Origin of the sequence: Bradyrhizobium jicamae, from assembly GCF_018130695.1 — a bacterium.
Taxonomy (GTDB): domain Bacteria; phylum Pseudomonadota; class Alphaproteobacteria; order Rhizobiales; family Xanthobacteraceae; genus Bradyrhizobium; species Bradyrhizobium jicamae_B.
Genome location: NZ_JAFCJX010000005.1, coordinates 229,746 through 250,236, shown reverse-complemented (window position 1 = coordinate 250,236; position 20,491 = coordinate 229,746). Strand labels below are relative to the sequence as shown.

Below are 20,491 nucleotides of genomic sequence, written 5' to 3'. Positions count from 1 at the left end.
TTGTTGCCGAGTTGAGTTGGGATCGAAGACCGAACGGAATCGATGATGGAAAATGCCAAGAGCCATACCGACGCGCTGAGCGATACGATCGCACAGTGGAGCGAGCAGTGGCGACGGATGGCCGACGTCTCGGTGAATGCCGGCGAGACCTGGTCGAGCTCGATGCTGCCCTTCATCATGAAGCGCGCCGCCGAGAGCGGCTTCGGCATGACCGCCGGCAACGATCTCGCCGAAGCCATCGAGCGCATGGCCAAGGGGCCACGGCTGGCCGACGTCATGGATTTCGACCGCAAGCTCGCCAATCTGACGGCGGCCTGGAACGAGCTGCAAGGCAAGCTCGCAGCCTATCAAATGGTGGCCGCCAAGCCCTGGATGCGTGCCGCCGAGCAATTCGGGGCGCGGCCGCCCGACGAAAAGGTCAGGAGCGGCGGCTGGCGCGCGCAGCTCGGCGCCTGGAATGAGCTCGCCAACGAAGAGCTGATCGCCAATCAGCGCACCGAGGAATTCCTGGTCGTGCAGAAGCAATTGCTGCAGGCGGCGACCGAGTTTCGCGCGCGGCAGTCCGAGATCTCGGACGCCATCGCCGCCATGTTGGGCATGCCGACCCAGCGCGACTTCGACGAGGTGACACGCCAGCTCACCGAGCTCCGGCGCGAGGTGCGGGCGCTCGAGCGTCGGGTCGAGGCGGGATCGCGGGGGACCACATGAGCAGCGAGAAGCAGAGCTGGAGCGCGACCAGTCCGTTTGCCGAGATGACCGACAAGATGTTGAAGGCCGGCAAGCTGTTGTCTGAAATCAAGGACGATGACGTCGATGTCGGCGCGACGCCGAAGACGCTGGTGATGCGCCGCGACAAGGTCGAACTGTTCCGCTACACGCCGCTCGTCGAGCAGAAGGTCAAGACGCCGGTGCTGCTCGCCTACGGATTGATCGGTCGATACACCATGGCCGATCTGCAGGAGGACCGCTCGCTGGTCCGCAGCCTGCTGGGCCAAGGGCTCGATCTCTGGCTGGTCGACTGGGGCCAACCCAACCGCACCGAACGCTGGCTGACCATCGACGACTATGTCGACGACTACATCCACGCCGCGGTGGAGCGGGTCTGCCGCGAGACCGGCCATGACAAGATCATGCTGCTCGGCATCTGCGAGGGCGGCGTGTTCACGACCTGCTACGCCGCGCTGCATCCGGACAAGGTCAAAGGCCTGGTGCTGACCATCACGCCGATCGATTTCCACGCCGACCGCGACGATCCCGACACCCATCACGGCTTCCTCAACCTCTGGACCCGCAGCCTCGAGAGATCAGACATCGACAAGCTGGTCGATACCCATGGCGGGCTGCCCGGCGAGTTCATGAGCTCGGTGTTTTCCCTGATGACGCCGATGCGCTCGCTGACCAAATACAACGTCGATCTGATCGATGTCGTCGACGACGAAGCCAAGCTGATGAATTTCTTGCGGATGGAGAAATGGCTCGCCGACCGGCCGGCGCATCCGGGCGAGGCGGCCAAGCAGTGGCTGAAGGACCTCTACCAGGACAACAAGCTGGTGAAGGGCGAGTTCGAGCTGAATGGACGGCGCGTCGATCTGTCGAAGCTCACCGCGCCGGTGCTCAACGTGTTCGCGCTCAACGACCATATCATCCCGCCGACCTGCTCGCGCGCGCTCGGCGTCCATGTCGGCACCACGGACTATTCGGAGATCGAGTTGCCCGGCGGCCATGTCGGCCTGTTCGTGTCGAGCAAGTCGCAGGGCTCGCTCAGCAAGGGCATATCGGCGTGGCTCGCAGCCAGGGACTAGTGCGATGACCCAGGGACCAGTGCGATGACGAAAGACAAGATCGTTACTGCGGATGAGGCGGTCGCCATCATCAGGGATCGCGACACGGTCTGCACCTCCGGCTTCGTCGGCATCGGCACGCCCGACGAACTCCTGATCGCACTGGAAAAGCGCTTTCGCGAGACCCGCCATCCCTCCGACCTGACGCTGATGTTCGCCGCCGCGCCCGGCGATGCCGCCGACCGTGGCCTCAACCGGCTCGCCCATGACGGCCTCCTCAAGCGCGTGGTCGGCGGCCACTGGGCGCTGGTGCCCAAGCTCGGCGAGCTCGCGCTGGCCAACCGGATCGAGGCCTATAACCTGCCGCTCGGCTGCATCTCCCACCTCTATCGCAACATCGCCTCGCGCGGCCCCGGCGTGATCTCCAAGGTCGGCCTGAAGACCTTCGTCGATCCGCGCCTGCAGGGCGGCAAGCTGAACGAGAGCACCACCGAAGATCTCGTCGAATTGATGCGGATCAATGACGAGGAGTGGCTGCGCTACAAATCCTTTCCGATCAACGTGGCGCTGCTGCGCGGTACCACGGCCGATCCGGCGGGCAACATCACCATGGAGCGCGAGGCGCTGACGCTCGACAATCTCGCGATGGCGATGGCCGCGAAGAATTCGCGCGGCTTCGTCATCGTCCAGGTCGAACGCATCGCGGCCAGCAACTCGCTCAATCCGCGCGAGGTGCAGATTCCCGGCATCCTGGTCGACTGCGTCGTCGTCGCGGACCCGACCAATCACGTGCAGACTTATGGGGCGACCTACAGCCACGCTTTCTCGGGCCGGCAGCGCGTGCCGATGGACCGCGTCAAGCCGCTCGAGCTCGACGAGCGCAAGATCATCGCGCGGCGCTGTGCGTTCGAGCTGCCGCCGGGCGGCGTGGTCAATCTCGGCATCGGCATGCCCGAGGGTGTCGCCGCGGTTGCGACCGAAGAGCATATGCTGCAGTTCCTCACGCTGACCGCCGAGCCCGGCATCATCGGCGGCATGCCGCAGGGCGGGCTCAATTTCGGTACCGCGCTCAATCCGGACGCGGTGATCCACCAGAACCAGCAGTTCGATTTCTACGACGGCGGCGGGCTCGATCTCGCCTGCCTCGGCATGGCGCAAGTGGACAGTGCGGGCAACGTCAATGTCAGCCGCTTCGGCAAGCGTCTGGCCGGCGCAGGCGGTTTCATCAACATCTCGCAGAGCTCGAAGAAGCTGGTTTTCGCGGGCACCTTCACCAGCGGCGGCCTGAAGGTCGCCGTCGAGGACGGCGCGCTGCATATCCTGCGCGAGGGCTCCGCGAAGAAGTTCATCGCCGCGGTCGAGCAGATCACCTTCAGCGGCGAGCATGCCGCCGAGACCGGCCAGCCGGTGTTCTATGTCACCGAGCGCTGCGTGCTGCAGCGGACGCCGGTTGGCGTCGAACTGGTCGAGGTCGCGCCCGGCATCGATATCGATCGCGATATCCTGGCCCACATGGACTTCAAGCCGCTGATCCGTAATGTCCGCCCGATGGACCCGCGCATCTTCCGCGAAGGGCCGATGGGGCTTGCGCACATGCTGCTCGGCCGGGGACTGGCCGATCGCATCAGCTATGACGCCGAGCGCAACACGCTGTTCGTCAACTTCGAGGGCTTTGACGTCCGCACCGTCGAGGACGTCGACCTGGTCCGCCGCGAGGTCGAGCGCGCCTGCCGCGCCGTCGGCAAGCCCGTGGCGCTGGTCGCCAACTATGACGGTTTCCATCTCGAGCCCACCGTCAGCGACACATATTTCTCGATGATCGCCTATCTCGAGCAGCGCTATTACAGCTCGGCCTCGCGTTACACCACCAGCGCCTTCATGCGCCTGAAGCTCGGCGAGGGGCTCACCGAGCGCCACGTCGCCCCGCACATTTTCGAGACCCGCGCCGAAGCCCAAGCCTTCGCGCGCAGTCAGCGCAAGGATGACGTCTGAATTCACCAGGGAATGAGATGTTTGAAGTGACAGGGCACGCGACATCAGCGTCGACGCGGCATCCGGATCGTGAGGATGTCGTGCATGGCTTGTCGCCGGCCGGCTTCCATCGGCTGGCCTATGCCGATTGGGGGCCGCTGGACGACGAGCGGCCGATCATCTGCGTGCACGGGTTGACCCGGCAGGGCCGTGACTTCGATCATCTCGCGGAGCGGCTGGTGGCCGCCGGCCGCCGCGTGATCTGTCCCGATTTGCCGGGGCGCGGACGCAGTGGCTGGATCAACAATCCCGATCACTATGCGCTGCCGCAATATTGCGCCGACATGAACGCGGTGATCGCGCGACTCGACGTCACCGAGGTCGACTGGGTCGGTACCTCGCTCGGCGGCCTCATCGGCATGATCATGGCCGGTTTCCCCAAGAGCATCGTGCGCAAGCTCGTGATCAACGACATCGGCCCGTTCGTGTCGTCGAACGGGCTGCAGCGGATCGGCCAGTACATCGGCAACATGCCGTCGCTGTTCAGGACGATCGAGGAAGCCGAGGCCTATTTCCGCCACGTCCTGGCGCCCTACGGCAGGCTGGCGGATGAGCATTGGCGCCATCTCGCCGAGCACAGCGTGCGCTGGGACGAGGACAAGCAGGGCTTTGCGCTGTTGTGCGATCCGGCGATCGCGAAGGGATTCCGGCTGCCGTGGTTTCAGTCGCTGAACCTCTGGGCCTATTGGGAGGCCATCAAGGTCCCGACATTGGTGTTGCGCGGAAAACAATCCGATCTGCTGTCGTTCGAACTCGCCGCCGAGATGCGCAAGCGCAATCCGCAGGCCAACGTCTTCCAGTTCGACGATTGCGGCCACGTGCCGCCCTTGATGGCGTCGGAACAGATCGACGTCGTCGCGCAGTTTCTGCTCAAGGACACGATTTCCGGTTTGGGAGAAGGCTGATGGAAACGCCTGCGAAGATCTACGACGTGTCGGCCGAATGGGCCAAACGCGCCTATGTCGATGACGCCAAATACCGCGAGATGTATGCGCGCTCGGTGTCCGACCCGAACGGCTTCTGGGGCGAGCAGGCCAGGCGGGTCGACTGGATCAAGCCCTTCACCAAGGTGGAAAACTGCTCGTTCGCGCCGGGCAACATCTCGATCAAGTGGTTCGAGGATGGTGTCCTCAATGTTGCCTGGAACTGCGTCGACCGTCACCTGGAGAAGCGCGGCGACCAGACCGCGATCATCTGGGAGGGCGATGATCCCTCGCAATCGAAGCACATCACCTATCGCCAGCTGCACGCCGAAGTCTGCAGATTCGCCAATGTTCTGAAGGCGCGCGGTGTCAAGAAGGGCGATCGGGTCACAATCTACCTGCCGATGATTCCGGAAGCCGCCTACGCGATGCTGGCGTGCGCCAGGATCGGTGCGATCCACTCCGTGGTGTTCGGCGGCTTCTCGCCGGATTCGCTTGCCGGCCGCATCGAGGGGGCCGCATCGGCCGTCGTCGTGACGGCTGACGAAGGCTTGCGCGGCGGCAAGAAGGTGCCGCTCAAGGCCAATGCGGATGCCGCGGCCGACAAGGTCGATGGCGTTGCGAGCATGATCGTGGTTCGCCATACCGGCGGCAATGTCGCCATGAAGGCGGGACGCGACGTCTACCTCGACGAAGCCGTCAAATCGGTCACCGCCGATTGCGCCTGCGAGCCGATGAATGCCGAGGATCCGCTGTTCATCCTCTACACCTCGGGCTCCACCGGTGCCCCGAAGGGTGTCGTTCACACCACCGGCGGCTATCTCGTGTTCGCCTCGATGACGCACCAATACGTGTTCGACTATCACGACGGCGACATCTACTGGTGCACCGCCGACGTCGGCTGGGTCACCGGCCACAGCTACATCCTCTATGGACCGCTGGCCAATGGCGCGACCACGCTGATGTTCGAGGGCGTGCCGAACTACCCGGACAATTCCCGGTTCTGGCAGGTGATCGACAAGCACAAGGTCAATATCTTCTACACCGCGCCGACCGCGATCCGCGCGCTGATGCAGGGCGGCGACGAGCCGGTGAAGAAGACCTCGCGCGCGAGCCTGCGCCTGCTCGGAAGCGTCGGCGAGCCGATCAATCCGGAGGCCTGGGAGTGGTACCACCGCGTGGTCGGTGACGACCGTTGCCCGATCGTCGACACCTGGTGGCAGACCGAGACCGGCGGCATTCTGATCACCCCGCTGCCGGGCGCCACAAAACTGAAGCCGGGCTCGGCGACGCGGCCGTTCTTCGGCGTGGTGCCGGAGATCGTCGACGCCGACGGCAAGACGCTGGAGGGAGAGACCACTGGCAACCTCTGCCTGACCAAATCCTGGCCGGGCCAGATGCGCACGGTCTATGGCGACCATGCCCGGTTCGAGCAGACCTATTTCTCGACCTACAAGAACAAATACTTCACCGGCGACGGCTGCCGGCGCGATGCCGACGGCTATTACTGGATCACCGGCCGGGTCGACGACGTCATCAACGTCAGCGGCCACCGCATGGGCACGGCGGAGGTCGAGAGTTCGCTCGTCGCACATGAGGCGGTCTCGGAGGCCGCCGTGGTCGGCTATCCCCACGACATCAAGGGCCAGGGCATCTACGCCTATGTGACCCTGATGAAGGGCACCGAGCCGACCGAGGCGCTGCGCAAGGAGCTGGTCGCCTGGGTGCGCAAGGACATCGGCCCGATCGCCTCGCCCGATTTGATCCAGTTCGCGCCCGGCCTGCCGAAGACCCGCTCCGGCAAGATCATGCGCCGCATCCTGCGCAAGATCGCCGAGGACGAACCGTCCAGCCTCGGCGACACCTCGACCTTGGCCGATCCCGCCGTGGTCGATGATCTCGTGCAGAACCGGCAGAACAAGCGATAGGCGGCAATCATGAACATCGACGCGATCGCGATCGGTCACAATCCGCCTGAGGACGTCAATGTCGTCATCGAGGTGCCGCTCGGCGGCGAGCCGATCAAATACGAGATGGACAAGGCGTCCGGCACGCTGTTCGTCGACCGTTTCCTCTACACGCCGATGCGCCATCCCGGCAATTACGGCTTCGTGCCGCACACGCTGTCCGACGACGGCGACCCGATCGACGTGCTGATCGCCAACACGCGTCCGATCATTCCGGGCGCCGTGATGAACGCGCGGCCGATCGGCGTGCTGAAGATGGAAGACGACGGCGGCGGCGACGAGAAGATCATCGCGGTGCCGTCGTCACGGCTGACCCAACGCTACCGGCATGTGCAGACCTATACCGATCTCCCCGAGATCACCTGGAAGCAGATCGAGCATTTCTTCCTGCACTACAAGGATCTCGAGCCCGGCAAATGGTCGAAGCTTGCCGGCTGGGGCCACGCCGACGAGGCACGCGCATTGATCGAGGCTGCCATTGCACGCGCTGCCGCGCGAAAATCTGTTTGACGGAGAACCAGAGATGAGACTCGTGCTGTTGGGGCCACCGGGGGCCGGCAAGGGAACGCAGGCCTACAAGCTGTCGCAGATCCTCGCGATTCCGCAACTGTCGACCGGCGACATGCTGCGGGCGGCGGTGGCGGAAGGAACCGAAATCGGGCGGCACGCAGCCGACATCATGCAGCGCGGCGAGCTGGTGCCGGATGAGCTCGTGGTCGAGCTGATCGCCGAACGCATCGCGCAGTCGGATGCGGCGCGCGGGTTCATCCTGGACGGATTTCCGCGCACGGTGGCGCAGGCCGAACGGCTCGACCACGTACTCAATGGGCATGAGATCGACGGCGTGCTCGAGCTCAAGGTCGACGAGCAGCATCTGCTCGATCGCATCCTGGGCCGTGCGATGCAGGCCCGCGAGAGCGGCGAGGCGGTGCGGGCCGACGACAATGAGGAAGCGCTCAGCGTGCGCCTGACCGCCTACGCCAACCAGACCAAGCCGCTGACCGACTACTACGCCGCCAAGGGGCTGCTCAGGACCGTCGATGCCTCGCAGCCGGTCGACCGCGTCACCGCGGCACTGGTCGAGGCGATCGAGTAGTCAGGTTCCGCAAGGTGCGTCGCGTGTCACGATTTCGAAGCATGGTCGTGATTGCACGATCGCAGGAACAGGCCGAAGTAGCGACGGGCAATCGCGTCGAGCGCGGTGGATAACAGTTCGTCGTTCTCACCGAGCCCGCGTTGCCTTGCCTCGGCCAGGATCATCGCGACCAGTTCTTCGTACCGCAGCGCATCGCCGTCTCCGGGCGAGGGTGCCATGGCCTCGAGCCGCGCTGCAGCGCGGCTGCGGTCGCCTTCCGCGTCAAACATTCGTGTCTCTCATTTTGGTTCGCAATGATTTGCGTACCACACGAGATCGGCACAAATGACAACGGAGCAATTTTGGATGCGTTCCGCAGGGCCGGTGCGTCCGCGGCCTCCTAATACGAAAAACCCCGCGAGCGCGCCGCGGGGCTTTCCAAGCCGGCCGCGCGTTTCGCGCAAACTCCGGCACCACTGAATTTCGCCGCGACAACGCCGGCACGGCTGATCGGTTCCGACAGCCGCAACCGGCCGGCCGCAATTACCGGCAGGACAGCCCTGCCTCGATGGAGGTCCAGAAGCCGCAATGCTTCTCCGCCTGGGCGTGCGCCCCCGTCCCCGATTCGTGGACGAGGACGGCCAGCGTGAGCAGGACCAGAACAGCGGGAATCAACAGGCGGCGAGGGACCATGGGCGTGTCGTTTAACCGGCATCGTGGCCATACTGTGACGTCACGGAGGGGGAATAGCCCTCGCTCTGTTCATCCTTCGAGCCATTCCCGTTCATCCTGGTGGGCCTGCGGCAATTCGGCTGGGCGCCACCCTTCCGCCTGCGTGGGGTGTCGTATATGAGAGGTTGCCTCCGATCTGCGCCGATTGTCTCAGGCGCACCCTGGAAACCGACGGGGGCGGCAGTTTGTTAATCTAGAGATCACAATCTGATACGAGATTGACGCAACAGTGCGGACAGGACTTTCGGGGCAGGACATGGCAATTCGATTGACGGCGGCGCAACCCATGGTGGCGATGCGGCGCCTGAGGGCTCCTGCCGTGGCGGCGCTCGCGGTGCTGGCCGCATTCACGGCGCTGACCGGTGCGGCCGCGGCGCGGCAGGGACGTCCCGCGGCGGCCGTCGAGGCGACGGCGCCGCGCCAGGCCGGCGAGCCGATCATGGCGATCGTGTCGATCAAGTCCCAGCAGGTCACCTTCTACGACGCCGACGGCTGGATCTTCCGCGCGCCGGTCTCGACCGGCACCAAGGGGCGCGAGACGCCGGCCGGCGTCTTCGCCCTGGTCGAGAAGGACAAGGACCATCACTCGACCATGTATGACGATGCCTGGATGCCCAACATGCAGCGCATCACCTGGAACGGCATCGCCCTGCATGGCGGGCCGCTGCCGGGCTATGCCGCCTCGCATGGCTGCGTGCGAATGCCCTATGACTTTGCCGAGAAGCTGTTCGACAAGACCAACATCGGCATGCGCGTGATCATCTCGCCGAACGACGCGGCTCCGATCGACATCGCCCACCCCGCGCTGTTCCAGCCGAACAAGGACGCCATCGCGGCGGCACCGGCGCGGATTTCGACGACCAGCCGCGAGGCCGAGGAGGCCACCGCAGCTGCCGCCGAGGCGAAGAAGGCCGCGGCATCGGCGACGAAAGAGGCTGCATCCTACACGGCGTCGCTCAAGAAGCTCGAACAGGCCAAGAAGGGTGCCGATGCCGAGGTCGCCTATGCCGACAAGGTGATCGCCGGCGCCAAGACCGATGACGCCAGGGCCAAGGCCGAGGATTTGAAACAGAAATCCGTCGTCAAGGCCGCGGACGCCGCCGCGCAGCTCGACACCGCCAAGGCGAAGCCGAAGCCCGATCCGGTGGCCGCAAAGGAGGCCTTCAAAGCCGCCGACGCCAGGAAGGCCGCTGCGGTCCGGGCGGCGACCGACGCAAAGCTCGCACTCGAGCCGGCCTCGGTCTACATCAGCCGCGCGACGCAGAAGCTCTATGTGCGGCGGAACACCCACAAGCCGGCGCCGGATGGCGGCGGCGAGGTGTTCGACACCAGCATCGAGGTTCCCGTCACGATCAAAAATCCCGACCAGCCGCTTGGCACCCACATCTTCACCGCGATGGCGAAGAACGATACGGGCCTGCGCTGGAGCGTGGTCACGATCGACAATGGCGACGACGCCAGGGACGCGCTCGACCGCGTCACCATTCCGCAGGACGTGCTCGATCGCATCGGCCCGACCGCGTTGCCGCGCTCCTCGATCATCATCTCCGACGAGCCGCTGAGCAAGGAGACCAACTACCGTACCGAGTTCGTTGCGGTGCTGAGCGACCAGCCGCAGGGCGGGTTCATCACACGCCAGCCGACGGTCGTCGCGAACCGCGATGAATTCGGCGATGACGGCTTCGGCTCATTCTTCCAGCAGCCTGGGGGCTACCGGCAGTCCGGCGGCTACTACCAGCAGCCCGGCTGGGGGCCCTTCACTCCGCCGCAGCCGCAACCCCAGCTGATGCCCCGGCGCGGCCGTCAGCCCTATCCGCCCCAGGTGCAGCAGCAGCCGCAGCAGTGGGGCGCTTGGTAAGGCGGCACTTCGCCGACGGCGCTGCCGCCCGGGCGCAGCGCTCAATGAATCGCCGCATACATGATGGCTTCCTCCGTCGCGTCGAGCGCGGAGAATTCCTCGACGACCTTGCCCTGACGGCAGACCAGGATCCGGTCCGACAGGGCCATGATCTCGGGAAGATACGAGGAAATCACGACCACCGCCTTGCCCTCGTCGGCGAGCGTGTTGATCAGCTCGTGAATCTCGACGATGGCGCCGACATCGACGCCGCGGGTCGGTTCGTCGAAGATGATCAGCTCCGGATCCTGGATCAGCGATTTGGCGATCACGACCTTTTGCTGGTTGCCGCCGGACAGCTCCACGACCTTGGCCTCGTCGCCGATGGCGCGGACCTTGAGGCGTTCGACCCACCTCTTGCCGGTCGCAGCGCTCTCGCGCCGTGACAGCCACGCGCGTCCCGCGGGAAACTTGGCGAGCAGGCCGAGATAGATGTTTCGCGCGATCGACGCCGTTTCGAAGAAGCCCTCGACCTTGCGGTCCTCGGTCACATACGCAATGCCCGCCTTCACCGCCGGCGCGGGGACGCGATAGCGGACCGGCTTGTCATCGAGAATGATCTCTCCGCCGTGGAAGAAATCGCGCTTCATCACGCCGGCGACGATCTTGAACGTCTCGGTGCGGCCGGCGCCGACCAGGCCGAACACGCCGGTGATCTGGCCGGCAAACACCGACAGCGAATTGTTCTTCACCATCGGCGCCATCTTCAGATTCTGCACCGTCAGCACCCGCCGGCCTGACGGCCGGACCCTGGTCTTGCGCGCGCCGTAAAGCGTATTGGAAAGATCCCGGCCGACCATCGCCTGGACGATGCGCGCGCGATCGAATTTCGAGGCATCGTCGGTCACGACATGCTTGCCGTCGCGCAGCACGGTGATGCGGTCGGCGAGCAACAGCGCCTCTTCGAGCGCGTGCGAAATGAAGATGATGGAGACGCCACGCTTCTTCAGGTCCCTGACCAGATCGAAGAAGTATTTCTTCTCCTCCGGCGTCAGCGTTGCCGTCGGCTCGTCGAAGATGATCACCTTCGCCTTGTGCAGGACCGCACGCGCGATCTCGACCATCTGCTTCTTGGCTGCGCCCAGTCCGCCGACGGTTGCCGTGGGCGTCACGTCGAAATTGAGCGATTGCAGGAACTGCTGGGCCGCAATGTAGATGCCGCGCAGGCGGTTGTAGAATTTCTCCTGACCCAGAAACAGGTTCTGCGCCACCGTCATGGTCGGCACCAGGCTGTTCTCCTGGAACACCATCGCGATGCCGAGGTTGCGCGCCTCGAGCGGCGTCCTGGGCGCGACCGCGACGCCGTCGACGGTCATGCCGCCCGCCGTCAGGGTCACGACCCCGGCCATCACCTTCGTCAGGGTCGATTTGCCTGCGCCGTTTTCGCCGACTAGCGCGTGGATCTCACCGCGCCGAAGGTCGAAATCGACGCCGTCGATGGCGGGCACGCCGGCGTAGAGTTTTGTCGCCTTCGACAGCGACAGGACGAGGTCGTTCATGCGCGGGCCTCCTCGCCAAAAGCTTTCTCAAGAGCTGCGAGCGGCAGCCTGATGACGCGCCCGGGTCCCTTTGCGATCATGACGAGATCATTGCCGACCTCGACCGCAGCCACGATGCCGTGGTTGACGCCATCGGCGCGGCTGTGCAGCGAGTAGCGCGGCAGGCCGTCGGCGCCGAGCCGGATCACAAGACCGTACGACCGCGGCGGCGCCCAGGGCTTCATCACGCCCATGGTCTTGATGTGCGCGCCCTGCAGCGGCTCCTTGAAGGAATGTCCGGAGCGCAGCCGCGGCGCGATCCAGAACTCCGGGTCGATCTCGGCGATCATGCGGCGGCGGTAGCCGGGTTCGCGGAGCACGAACTCGACGAGCTGGGTGCGCGCGGCGAATGCCGTGAGCCAGAAGCCGCCGCCGTTCGCCGGCGACAGCCTCGACGGATAGATCGGCAGGTGGCGGAGCACGACCTTGCGCGTGCCGTCCGGCGCGATCGAGACCAGGCGGTGCCGCCAGCTCTCGCTGACGAGCACTGCGCCGTTACTCGTCACGGCGCCGAAGGCGTAACCCAATCCGCCGGTGAGTTGCCTGATCGTGCGTGTCGTGGGGTCGAGCCGAAACACCCGGCCGGTGTCGCCGAGTTCCATCAGATCGCGCGCCCAGTCACCGACATCGCGCAGCGACGATCCATCGGTGGCGACCAGCATGCCGTCGGCTGCGGGAGCGAGTGCATTGACGGCGTGCAGCTCTCCCGTAAACGTCGTTGCAGGTTTCCCGGACGTTGCGTCGTTGTAGACCTGAACCTCCGTGCCGCCGAGCGCTACCGCAAGCCCGCCGCCGGGCAGGCATGCAAGCGCGGAGATCGGCCGTTCGAAGCTACGAACCGTTGTTGTGGACGTTCCGGCCAAACGCATCAGCCGCGGACCATCGGCGATGAGAAGCGAGGTGCCATCGGTGGCGAGATCCTCGGGTGCTTCGCATTCGAGCAGGGTCTCGGCCTGCTCGAGCAGCTGATTGGGCTTCAACGCCCCGTCGAACGACGGCACGGTGATGGTCGCATCGCCGCGGCCGAGGAAGCGATTGGCGAAGTCGCGGACAGCGGCAATCACGACGATTTCCCCCAGCGCTTGTCGTACTGCACGAAATTGGGATCGGCATTCTCGAGCTTGAAGCGGCCGATCCGGTTGTTGGCGATGCCGCCGAGATAGAGATAGCCGCGATGCTCCCGCATCGAGGTGATCATCGGATGATTGAGGCCCTTGAGGTCCCAGAAGGACTCCAAGATCTTGCCCTGCTCGTTGAACTTGACGACGCAGCCGGTGTTGATGTTGGGGAACAGCCATTCATCGATCGGCACCCGCTTGGCCATGCGCCGCCGGAAGCCCGGCATCTTCCAGGCGAGATCGAGCGACGGGCTGCGCATGCCGACCAGCGCCAGCCAGTAATTGCCGTCAGAGGCGAGGTTGATGTTGTCGGGGTAGCCGGGCAGGTTATCCATGACGGTTTCGACGGCGCCCTTTTTCGGACCCGCGAACCAGTAGCGCTTGATCGAGCAGCCGAACGTCTCCGCAAACAGGATCGACTGTCCGTCGCTCGCGACCGCGACGCCGTTCGGGAATTTGAGGCCGCGCAGCGCCGTGTGTGTCGCGCCGGTCTTGGTGTCGTAGCAGATGATGCGGCCGTTGCCGCGCGCCTCCAGTCCATCGACCGGCCACTCGTCCATCTCGTAGCGAACGGTCGCCTCGGAGAAGAAGATCAGCCCGTCATCGGTGATGTCGAGATCATCTGCAAGTCGCAGGCGGCTATCGTCATTGACGGAGTAGATGCTGCGGTTGGTCTCGTCGGTGGCTTTCTCCACGGTTCCGTTGGGCTTGATGCGATAGAGGCCCATGCCGCCGATGCAGACATAGAGATTGTCCTGCCGGTCGAACGCCATGCCGAGCGGTTGGCCGCCGATATGGGCGAAGACTTCCATCCGCTCATAGTCGGGTGGGAAGAAGCGAATGATGTCGCCGTGCCGTGATCCGGCGTAGAGCACGTCGTTGCGATCGAGGATGACGTCCTCGGGCGCCTCGATCCGGCCGAGACCGATCAGCGAGACGTCGCGCAGCTTGTCGTTCTGCTCGAACGGGCCGCCCTTGCCGATCTCGGTTGGCGGTGGGGGCGGCAGCGCATGGTAGGTCGGGGCGACATAGACCTTGCTGATGATGCGGGTGCGGTTCTTCTGCCAGCGGATGTCAACCATCGCCGCCGCCAGCAGGATCGACGCCAGCGCCATGCGGTTGACCCCGCCGCGTGCGTTCATGGCGGTCAGGCCGTTGGTGACGAGGAGAACGATGAGCACGCCGACCAGGGACTTGACCACCGAGCCCTTGCCGCCGCCGAGCGTGATGCCGCCGAGCACGGTGGCCGTCAGCACGATCACCTCGAGGCCGACGCCGATATCGCCGCCGACCGTGCCGAGCCGCGCCGCAAAGAACAGCGCGCCGATGCTGGTCAGCACGCCGCTCGCGACATAGCAGAGCGCGATGGTCCGCCGCACCGGAATGCCGGAATTGTAGGCCGAGCGGCGCGAGCCGCCGATCGCGGTGATGTGCCAGCCGGGCCGCAACCGCGTCAGGAAGATATGGCCGAAGATCGCAACGGCGATGTAGACCAGCGCGACGCTGGGGATGCCGAGCACGCTTCCGCCGCCGATGAAATCCCACGACGGGATGTCGGGGAAGGCCGAGGCAATGGCGTTCGAATAGCGCTGGATCAGCAGATCGAATGCGGAGCGATAGATGATCAGCGTGATCAGCGTCGTGATGAAGGCGCGGAGCCTGAGATAGCCGATCAGCACGCCGTTCACGGCGCCGAGGAGAGCGCCGAACAGCATGGTCACGACGATCACGGCCGGAACGGGCCAGCCGAGCACATCGAGCAGATAGAGCGCACAGAAATCCGTCAGCGCGAACATCGATCCGACCGAGAGATCGATGCCGCCGACGATGACGACGAGCCCCATGCCGAGGCCGATGAAGCCGATCTCGCCGGCCTGGCGCGCGGTATCGGCAAGGCTCGACGGAGACAGGAAGTGCTCGAGCGAGCGACTGAGCGCAAAACCGACGATCAGGAGCAGGATCACCGGAATGGCGGTTTCGGTCCAGCGTTTGGAGAGGATTTCGCCAAGGAGGTGATCCGGCCAGTAGCGATATCGTAGCTGCGTCAGAGTCTCGCGCATCTGCCTTCCGCTGGTTCAGTGAACAAATTGCGCGTCCCGGGCCATCAGCCCGGAACGCGCGAGGTCAACACGATCACTTCTTGAGATCGGAGAGATTCCAGCACGCCGTCTGGCTGTCGGCGTTCTCCTTGGTGATCGGGATCAGGGTCGTGTATTCCGAGCCCTTGACCGATCCGGGCTTGGCGCCCGACGAGAGCAGCCATTTGATGGTGCCGGCCATCTGCGCGGCCTGCGTCGGCACGTCGTAGCTCATGTTGAGATCGAACGAGCCATTCTTCACGAGCTCGCACGCGCCCTTGCGCTCGCCGCCGCCCGATGTCGCGAGGAACACCTTGCCGGTCAGCCCGGCTTCCTTGATCGCAGCGGCAGTGCCGATGTCCATGCCGTCCCAGAAGCCGACGATGCCGCACAGATCCGGATTCTGCTTCAGCACCGTCTGGGTGATCGCCTTGGCCTTGGCGGCATCCCAATCCGCCGCCTGGCTGGAGACGACCTTGACCTCGGGATGCTTGGCGAGGACGTTTTCGACGCCCTTGAGCGTATAGGCGCTGGCGGCTGCGGAGAGGGCGCCCTGGATGATGGCGATCTTGTTCGACTTGCCCTGGCAGGCCTTGACCACGCCCTCGGTCTGGCGTTCGCCGATCTCGATCCAGTTGGCGCCGACGAAGGCCGAACTGCGATAGGCCGAGCCCATGTTGATCTGGATGACGTAGATGCCTTCGTTCTCGGCGCGCTGTAGCAGTTTTGCGTAGGTCTGGACGTCGGGATTGTGGATGACCATCACGGCCGGCTTCTCCGAGATCAGCGAGGTGACGGCCTGCGCGCCCGCATTCGTGTTCCAGTTGGGATCACGGATCTCGAACTTGACGCCGTAGGGCTCGAGCTCCTTCTTCAGGCCCGCGTACCAGCCCTCGGTCAGGTCGAAGTTCATCGCGACCGGCACGTAAGCGACCGTCTTGCCGGCGAGCGCTTCGCGGAACGGTTTCTGGAAGGGCTCCTCGAGGCCCTGCTGCGCGAACGCCGGAATCGTCGCGGTCGCAAGGGCGAGCGCGGCAAGACTTCCAAATGCAAGATTGTGAATGCGCACTGTTTCCTCCTGTTTTGAGAATGATTCGGCGAGCTAGATGTCGCCTTGTTGGGCGGTCTCTTCGTTCCGCGGATTGAGGAACGTGTCGGTGATGACGGCGATCAACAGGACGATGCCCTTGATCATGTTCTGGCCTGCATAGGGAATGTCCATGATGGTCATGCCGTTCAGCATGGTTCCGATCAGCAGCGTGCCGATGATGACGTTCACCACGCCGCCGCGTCCGCCGGAGAGGCCGATGCCGCCGAGCACGACGACGAGGATGACGTCGTAGATCAGCGTCGAATTGAAGATGCGCGTCGGCATGGAATTGACGGACGCCGCCATCACCAGGCCGGCGAAGCAGCCGATCAGCGCCGCAACCACATATTGCAGCACCACGATCGGTCGCGACGGAATGCCGGTGACGCGTGCGGCGAATGGATTGTCGCCGATCGCGTAGATGTAGGCGCCCCAGCGGGTCTGGCGCAGCAGAATGAAGACCACGAGGCAGGCGGCTGCGAACATCACGATCGACGTCGGAATGCCGAGGATGCTGCCCTGGCCAAGCCGTTCGAAGCCGGCCATCCCGTCGCTCCATTGCACGACGTCGAGCTGGAAGATGGCGGCTTGTCCCAGTCCCGCCACAAAGAGGCCGGTTGCCAGCGTCGCGAACAAAGGCGGCACTTCCGCATAGGCGATCAGCCAGCCATTGACGAGTCCGATCGCGATCGACAGCAGGCCGGCCGCCAGCAACGAGGCCGGCAGCGAATGCCCGTTCTGCACCATCTGCAGCACGAGGCCGCCGGGGACTGCGAGCGCTGCGATCAGCGACAGGTCGATGCCGCGGCCGATCACGACGATTGCCATCGCCAGACCGAGGATACCGAGCACCGCTACGTTCTGCAGCAATGTCAGCATGTTGTCGGCGGAGAGAAAACCTTTCAGGAAGACCGAGAAGGTCAGAAAAAGGGCCGCGAAGACGGCGAACACGATCTCCTGCTGGCTCAATCGAAAGCGCTTCATCGCGTGCTCGTTCTCACCGTGCGATCCACGGGTCGGCATCGCGCGTGCGTGATCGCCGTACTGGCGCGCACGATTGCCTCCCCTTTCCCGAGAGTTAGTTTTGGTCTTGATAGGCGAGAGGTCTCGGCGGCGCTTGCTCAGGCGCGCAAACCTTTTGCGTTGGCGCGCAAAGTGCCTTGCGCGGCGCTGCCGGGAACCTAAGATCGCGATCACCCGCCGGGCTTTTTGTGCGCTGCACAGCCCACCCCGCCAGAACGGTTCACCATGGATCTCGTGTTTACGACCGAGGAGCTGGACCCCGCCAGGCGCTTCGCCGCCTGGCAGGACGCCATCTGCGACCACTACGTCCATGTCGACGTGAACGCGGTGAGGCCGGCCGACTATCAGGGCTTCATTCGCGAGGCGCAATTTGGCGCGGTCACGATGAGCGACGTCTTCCTGTCGGAGCAGCGGATCTCACGGCGTGAGCACCATATCGCGAGGCTCGACAAGGACTGTTACTACGTCCAGTTCCTGCAACAGGGCAGCATGGACGTGCTCCAGGCCGGGCAGACATTGGTGACCAGTCCCGGCATCGGCGCGATCTTTTCGGCCTCCGACGCCTACGATCTGGAGTGCTCGGACCGATTCCGATCGTTCTATCTCGAGATCCCCCGCACGGAATTTTCATCGCGGTTCGCCGAGGGAAGGATGCCGTCGGCGGCGACGATCATGACGGGGCGGGGCCTCGGCCGGATCGCGGCCGAGTTTTGCGCGACGCTCGCATCGGAGGCCTCGAGCCTCGACGAGACTGCGCGAGCCCGGCTGGGTCAAGAGCTGATGGACGTGCTGGCGCTCGCGCTCGACATGGGCGACAAGGACGAGTTCTCCGAGGACGCCACGGCACGCAAGGCGCGCCTGCGGTCGGTCAAGGCCTGGATCGAGGAGCATTTGACCGATCCGGATCTCTCGCTGGAGAAGATCGCCAAGAACAACGGCGTCTCGCTCAGGCATCTGCATTACCTGTTTCGATTGACCGAGATGTCGGTGTCCGAGTGGATTCTGGATCGCCGTCTGCAGCGTTGCTACGACGCGCTGATGCGCCCGGAGCTGCGCGCGCTGTCGATGACCGAGATCGCTTATCGGCTCGGGTTCAGCAGCTCATCGCATTTCAGCACGGTCTTCCGCAGGAAGTTTGGCCACAGTCCGTCCGAGCTGCGGCGGCGGCAGATGACGTCGATCGATTAGGCCGTTCGATCGCGGATGGTGGTTCGCCGGACCGCCGAGAGGTCCGCCTTCGCCCCCTGTCAAATCCCGTGAAAACCCCCGTGGCGTTAACCATCGGTTAACCATGGATGACGATTGTTAACCATTCCACACGACAGCCGAGTCAGGACGATGGACGCCAGCACTGAGACAGCACGTCAGCCGGTTCGCATGCGCGGCCGCTCCTACGTTGCGTTCGTCTTTTCCCCGGTCGTGCCGGTCGTCAGCTGGCTTGCCGAGATCGATGCGACGCTTGCCCGGTCGCCGGGCTTCTTTGCCGGCAAGCCGGTGGTGCTCGATCTGTCGTCGGTGGACCTCAGCCCCACCGCCATTGCTCATCTGGTCCAGAGCCTCGAGCAGCGCGACATCCGCGTGCTCGGCATCGAAGGCATTGATGGAACCAAGCTCACGCCCAACCTGCCGCCGTTGCTGACCGGGGGGCGGCCTTCCGGGCTGACCAAGGCCGAGGTCTACAACCCGCAGACCAGGACCAAGAGCAAATCGCCGTCGCTGTTGCTCGAGAGCCCGGTGCGCTCCGGCCAATCGATCATCTTTGCCGAGGGGGACGTCACCGTGCTGGGCTCGGTCGGCTCCGGCGCCGAGATCGTGGCCGGCGGCTCGATCCATGTCTATGGAACCCTGCGCGGACGCGCGATGGCCGGGATCAACGGCAATTCGGCCGCCCGGATCTTCTGCCAGAAGATCGAGGCCGAACTGCTGGCCATCGATGGCTACTATCAGACCGCCGAAGACATCGGCGAAGGTTTGCGCAACCGGCCCGCCCAGGCGTGGCTGGAAGGCGAAACGCTCCGAATCACACCGTTGAACTGATCGACCGCGAGGAGAAAGAGAATGGCGAAGGTACTGGTCGTGACGTCTGGGAAGGGCGGGGTCGGCAAGACGACATCGACCGCCGCATTGGGCGCGGCACTCGCGCAAATGGGACAGAGCGTCGTCGTGATCGACTTCGATGTCGGCCTGCGCAACCTCGACCTCGTGATGGGGGCGGAGCGGCGGGTCGTGTTCGACCTGATCAACGTGGTTCAGGGCGTGGCCAAGCTCAGCCAGGCGCTGATCCGCGACAAGCGGCTGGAGAACCTCTGGCTGCTGCCGGCCTCGCAGACCCGCGACAAGGACGCGCTCACCGAAGAGGGCATCAGGCGGGTGATCACCGAGCTCAAGACCAAGTTCGACTGGATCCTGTGCGACAGCCCGGCCGGCATCGAGCGCGGCGCCACGCTGGCGATGCGCTACGCCGACGAGGCGATCATCGTCACCAATCCCGAGGTCTCGTCGGTGCGCGACTCCGACCGCATCATCGGGATGCTGGATTCGAAGACGGTGCGCGCGGAACGCGGCGAGCGGGTCGAGAAGCACCTTCTCATCACCCGCTACGACAGCGCCCGCGCCGCGCGCGGCGAGATGCTGTCGATCGACGACGTGCTCGAGATCCTCGCCACGCCGCTGCTGGGCATCGTGCCGGAAAGCCAGGACGTGCTGAAGGCCTCCAACGTCGGATCGCCGGTGACGCTGAACAACGCGAACAGCGCGCCGGCGCGGGCCTATATGGACGCCGTGCGGCGCCTGATGGGCGAGACGGTGACCATGAAGGTGCCGGTCGAGCGCAAGGGACTGATGGATCGGCTTCTGCGACGGAGGGCGGCATGATGAACCTGATGCGGCTCTTTGGCGGCCGCACTGCATCCGCGCCCGTTGCACGGGAACGGCTGCAGATCCTGCTCGCGCATGAGCGCGGCCGGAACGGCGCGTCCGACCTGCTGGAGACCCTGCGCGCGGAGATCCTCGGCGTGGTGTCCAAGCACATCGATCTCGATCCCGACAAGATCGTGATCCGGATGGAACGAGGCAAGTTCGTCTCGATGCTCGAAGTCGACATCGAGGTGCCGAACAGCGTGCAACGATCGAAGCTGGCGGCAGCCTCCTGACTGCAGACACCTTGCCCGGCAACGCGGGCGGCTGAAGCCGCCCGCTCCCGCAGCCGGGAACGCTCAGCCAAGCGTGACGCGAGCCC

18 protein-coding genes are annotated in these 20,491 nt (G+C 64.7%); 12 read left to right on the top strand and 6 right to left on the bottom strand.

The genetic code is table 11. From position 1 onward, the window contains the following. Positions 1-45: 45 nt before the first annotated feature. Genes JQ604_RS09470 through JQ604_RS09440 form a run of 7 tightly spaced genes read left to right on the top strand, consistent with a single transcriptional unit; the run spans position 46 to position 7,798 of the window. Complete coding sequence (locus JQ604_RS09470) at positions 46-708, top strand: poly(R)-hydroxyalkanoic acid synthase subunit PhaE (RefSeq protein WP_249158147.1); 663 nt, start codon at positions 46-48, stop codon at positions 706-708. Further along, positions 705-1,802 carry a class III poly(R)-hydroxyalkanoic acid synthase subunit PhaC gene (gene phaC, locus JQ604_RS09465; protein ID WP_212355793.1) on the top strand — a complete coding sequence of 366 codons (1,098 nt, stop codon included), beginning with the start codon at positions 705-707 and terminating at the stop codon, positions 1,800-1,802. Before JQ604_RS09470 ends, phaC begins: the two co-directional genes overlap by 4 nt. A 24-nt stretch (positions 1,803-1,826) precedes the next feature. Next, positions 1,827-3,773, top strand: a complete 1,947-nt coding sequence (locus JQ604_RS09460; protein WP_212355791.1) for an acyl CoA:acetate/3-ketoacid CoA transferase — start codon at positions 1,827-1,829, stop codon at positions 3,771-3,773. A 17-nt stretch (positions 3,774-3,790) separates the two neighbouring features. Continuing rightward, positions 3,791-4,717 carry an alpha/beta fold hydrolase gene (locus JQ604_RS09455; protein ID WP_212355788.1) on the top strand — a complete coding sequence of 309 codons (927 nt, stop codon included), beginning with the start codon at positions 3,791-3,793 and terminating at the stop codon, positions 4,715-4,717. Then, positions 4,717-6,663 carry an acetate--CoA ligase gene (acs, locus tag JQ604_RS09450; protein ID WP_212355786.1) on the top strand — a complete coding sequence of 649 codons (1,947 nt, stop codon included), beginning with the start codon at positions 4,717-4,719 and terminating at the stop codon, positions 6,661-6,663. The genes JQ604_RS09455 and acs overlap by 1 nt, the downstream gene beginning before the upstream one ends. Before the next feature lie 9 nt (positions 6,664-6,672). Beyond that, positions 6,673-7,212 (top strand): inorganic diphosphatase, encoded by a 540-nt coding sequence (gene ppa, locus JQ604_RS09445; RefSeq protein ID WP_212355784.1) that lies wholly within the window; start codon positions 6,673-6,675, stop codon positions 7,210-7,212. 13 nt (positions 7,213-7,225) lie between these two features. Further along, positions 7,226-7,798, top strand: a complete 573-nt coding sequence (locus JQ604_RS09440; RefSeq protein ID WP_212355782.1) for an adenylate kinase — start codon at positions 7,226-7,228, stop codon at positions 7,796-7,798. 26 nt (positions 7,799-7,824) lie between these two features. Here JQ604_RS09440 and JQ604_RS09435 read toward each other — a convergent pair whose 3' ends face one another. Next, positions 7,825-8,067 carry a hypothetical protein gene (locus JQ604_RS09435; protein WP_212355780.1) on the bottom strand — a complete coding sequence of 81 codons (243 nt, stop codon included), beginning with the start codon at positions 8,065-8,067 and terminating at the stop codon, positions 7,825-7,827. A gap of 698 nt (positions 8,068-8,765) precedes the next feature. Here JQ604_RS09435 and JQ604_RS09430 point away from each other — a divergent pair. Next, a complete protein-coding gene (locus JQ604_RS09430; protein WP_212355778.1) occupies positions 8,766-10,367 on the top strand; it encodes a L,D-transpeptidase in 1,602 nt (533 codons plus the stop codon). Positions 10,368-10,408: 41 nt separating this feature from the next. Here JQ604_RS09430 and JQ604_RS09425 read toward each other — a convergent pair whose 3' ends face one another. The 5 genes from JQ604_RS09425 to JQ604_RS09405 all read right to left on the bottom strand — a co-directional run bounded on the left by JQ604_RS09425 (position 10,409) and on the right by JQ604_RS09405 (position 17,214). Beyond that, a complete protein-coding gene (locus JQ604_RS09425; protein WP_212355775.1) occupies positions 10,409-11,905 on the bottom strand; it encodes a sugar ABC transporter ATP-binding protein in 1,497 nt (498 codons plus the stop codon). Beyond that, positions 11,902-13,008, bottom strand: coding sequence for a hypothetical protein (locus tag JQ604_RS09420; protein ID WP_212355774.1), 1,107 nt, complete (start codon positions 13,006-13,008; stop codon positions 11,902-11,904). Before JQ604_RS09420 ends, JQ604_RS09425 begins: the two co-directional genes overlap by 4 nt. Continuing rightward, the gene (locus tag JQ604_RS09415) at positions 13,005-15,122 is read right to left on the bottom strand and encodes an ABC transporter permease (RefSeq protein ID WP_212355772.1); all 2,118 of its coding nucleotides are present in this window, start codon (positions 15,120-15,122) and stop codon (positions 13,005-13,007) included. The genes JQ604_RS09420 and JQ604_RS09415 overlap by 4 nt, the downstream gene beginning before the upstream one ends. Positions 15,123-15,195: 73 nt before the next feature. After that, positions 15,196-16,209 carry a sugar ABC transporter substrate-binding protein gene (locus JQ604_RS09410; RefSeq protein WP_212355770.1) on the bottom strand — a complete coding sequence of 338 codons (1,014 nt, stop codon included), beginning with the start codon at positions 16,207-16,209 and terminating at the stop codon, positions 15,196-15,198. A gap of 33 nt (positions 16,210-16,242) precedes the next feature. Beyond that, positions 16,243-17,214, bottom strand: a complete 972-nt coding sequence (locus JQ604_RS09405; protein WP_212355767.1) for an ABC transporter permease — start codon at positions 17,212-17,214, stop codon at positions 16,243-16,245. Positions 17,215-17,478: 264 nt separating this feature from the next. Here JQ604_RS09405 and JQ604_RS09400 point away from each other — a divergent pair, with 264 nt between their 5' ends. The 4 genes from JQ604_RS09400 (at position 17,479) to minE (ending at position 20,405) form a co-directional block, all read left to right on the top strand. Beyond that, positions 17,479-18,441 (top strand): helix-turn-helix domain-containing protein, encoded by a 963-nt coding sequence (locus tag JQ604_RS09400; protein WP_212355765.1) that lies wholly within the window; start codon positions 17,479-17,481, stop codon positions 18,439-18,441. Positions 18,442-18,591: 150 nt separating this feature from the next. Then, complete coding sequence (gene minC, locus JQ604_RS09395) at positions 18,592-19,290, top strand: septum site-determining protein MinC (protein ID WP_212355763.1); 699 nt, start codon at positions 18,592-18,594, stop codon at positions 19,288-19,290. A 21-nt stretch (positions 19,291-19,311) separates the two neighbouring features. Then, positions 19,312-20,127 carry a septum site-determining protein MinD gene (gene minD / locus JQ604_RS09390; protein WP_212355761.1) on the top strand — a complete coding sequence of 272 codons (816 nt, stop codon included), beginning with the start codon at positions 19,312-19,314 and terminating at the stop codon, positions 20,125-20,127. Next, a complete protein-coding gene (gene minE / locus JQ604_RS09385) occupies positions 20,127-20,405 on the top strand; it encodes a cell division topological specificity factor MinE (RefSeq protein ID WP_212355951.1) in 279 nt (92 codons plus the stop codon). Before minD ends, minE begins: the two co-directional genes overlap by 1 nt. Positions 20,406-20,491 lie beyond the last annotated feature (86 nt).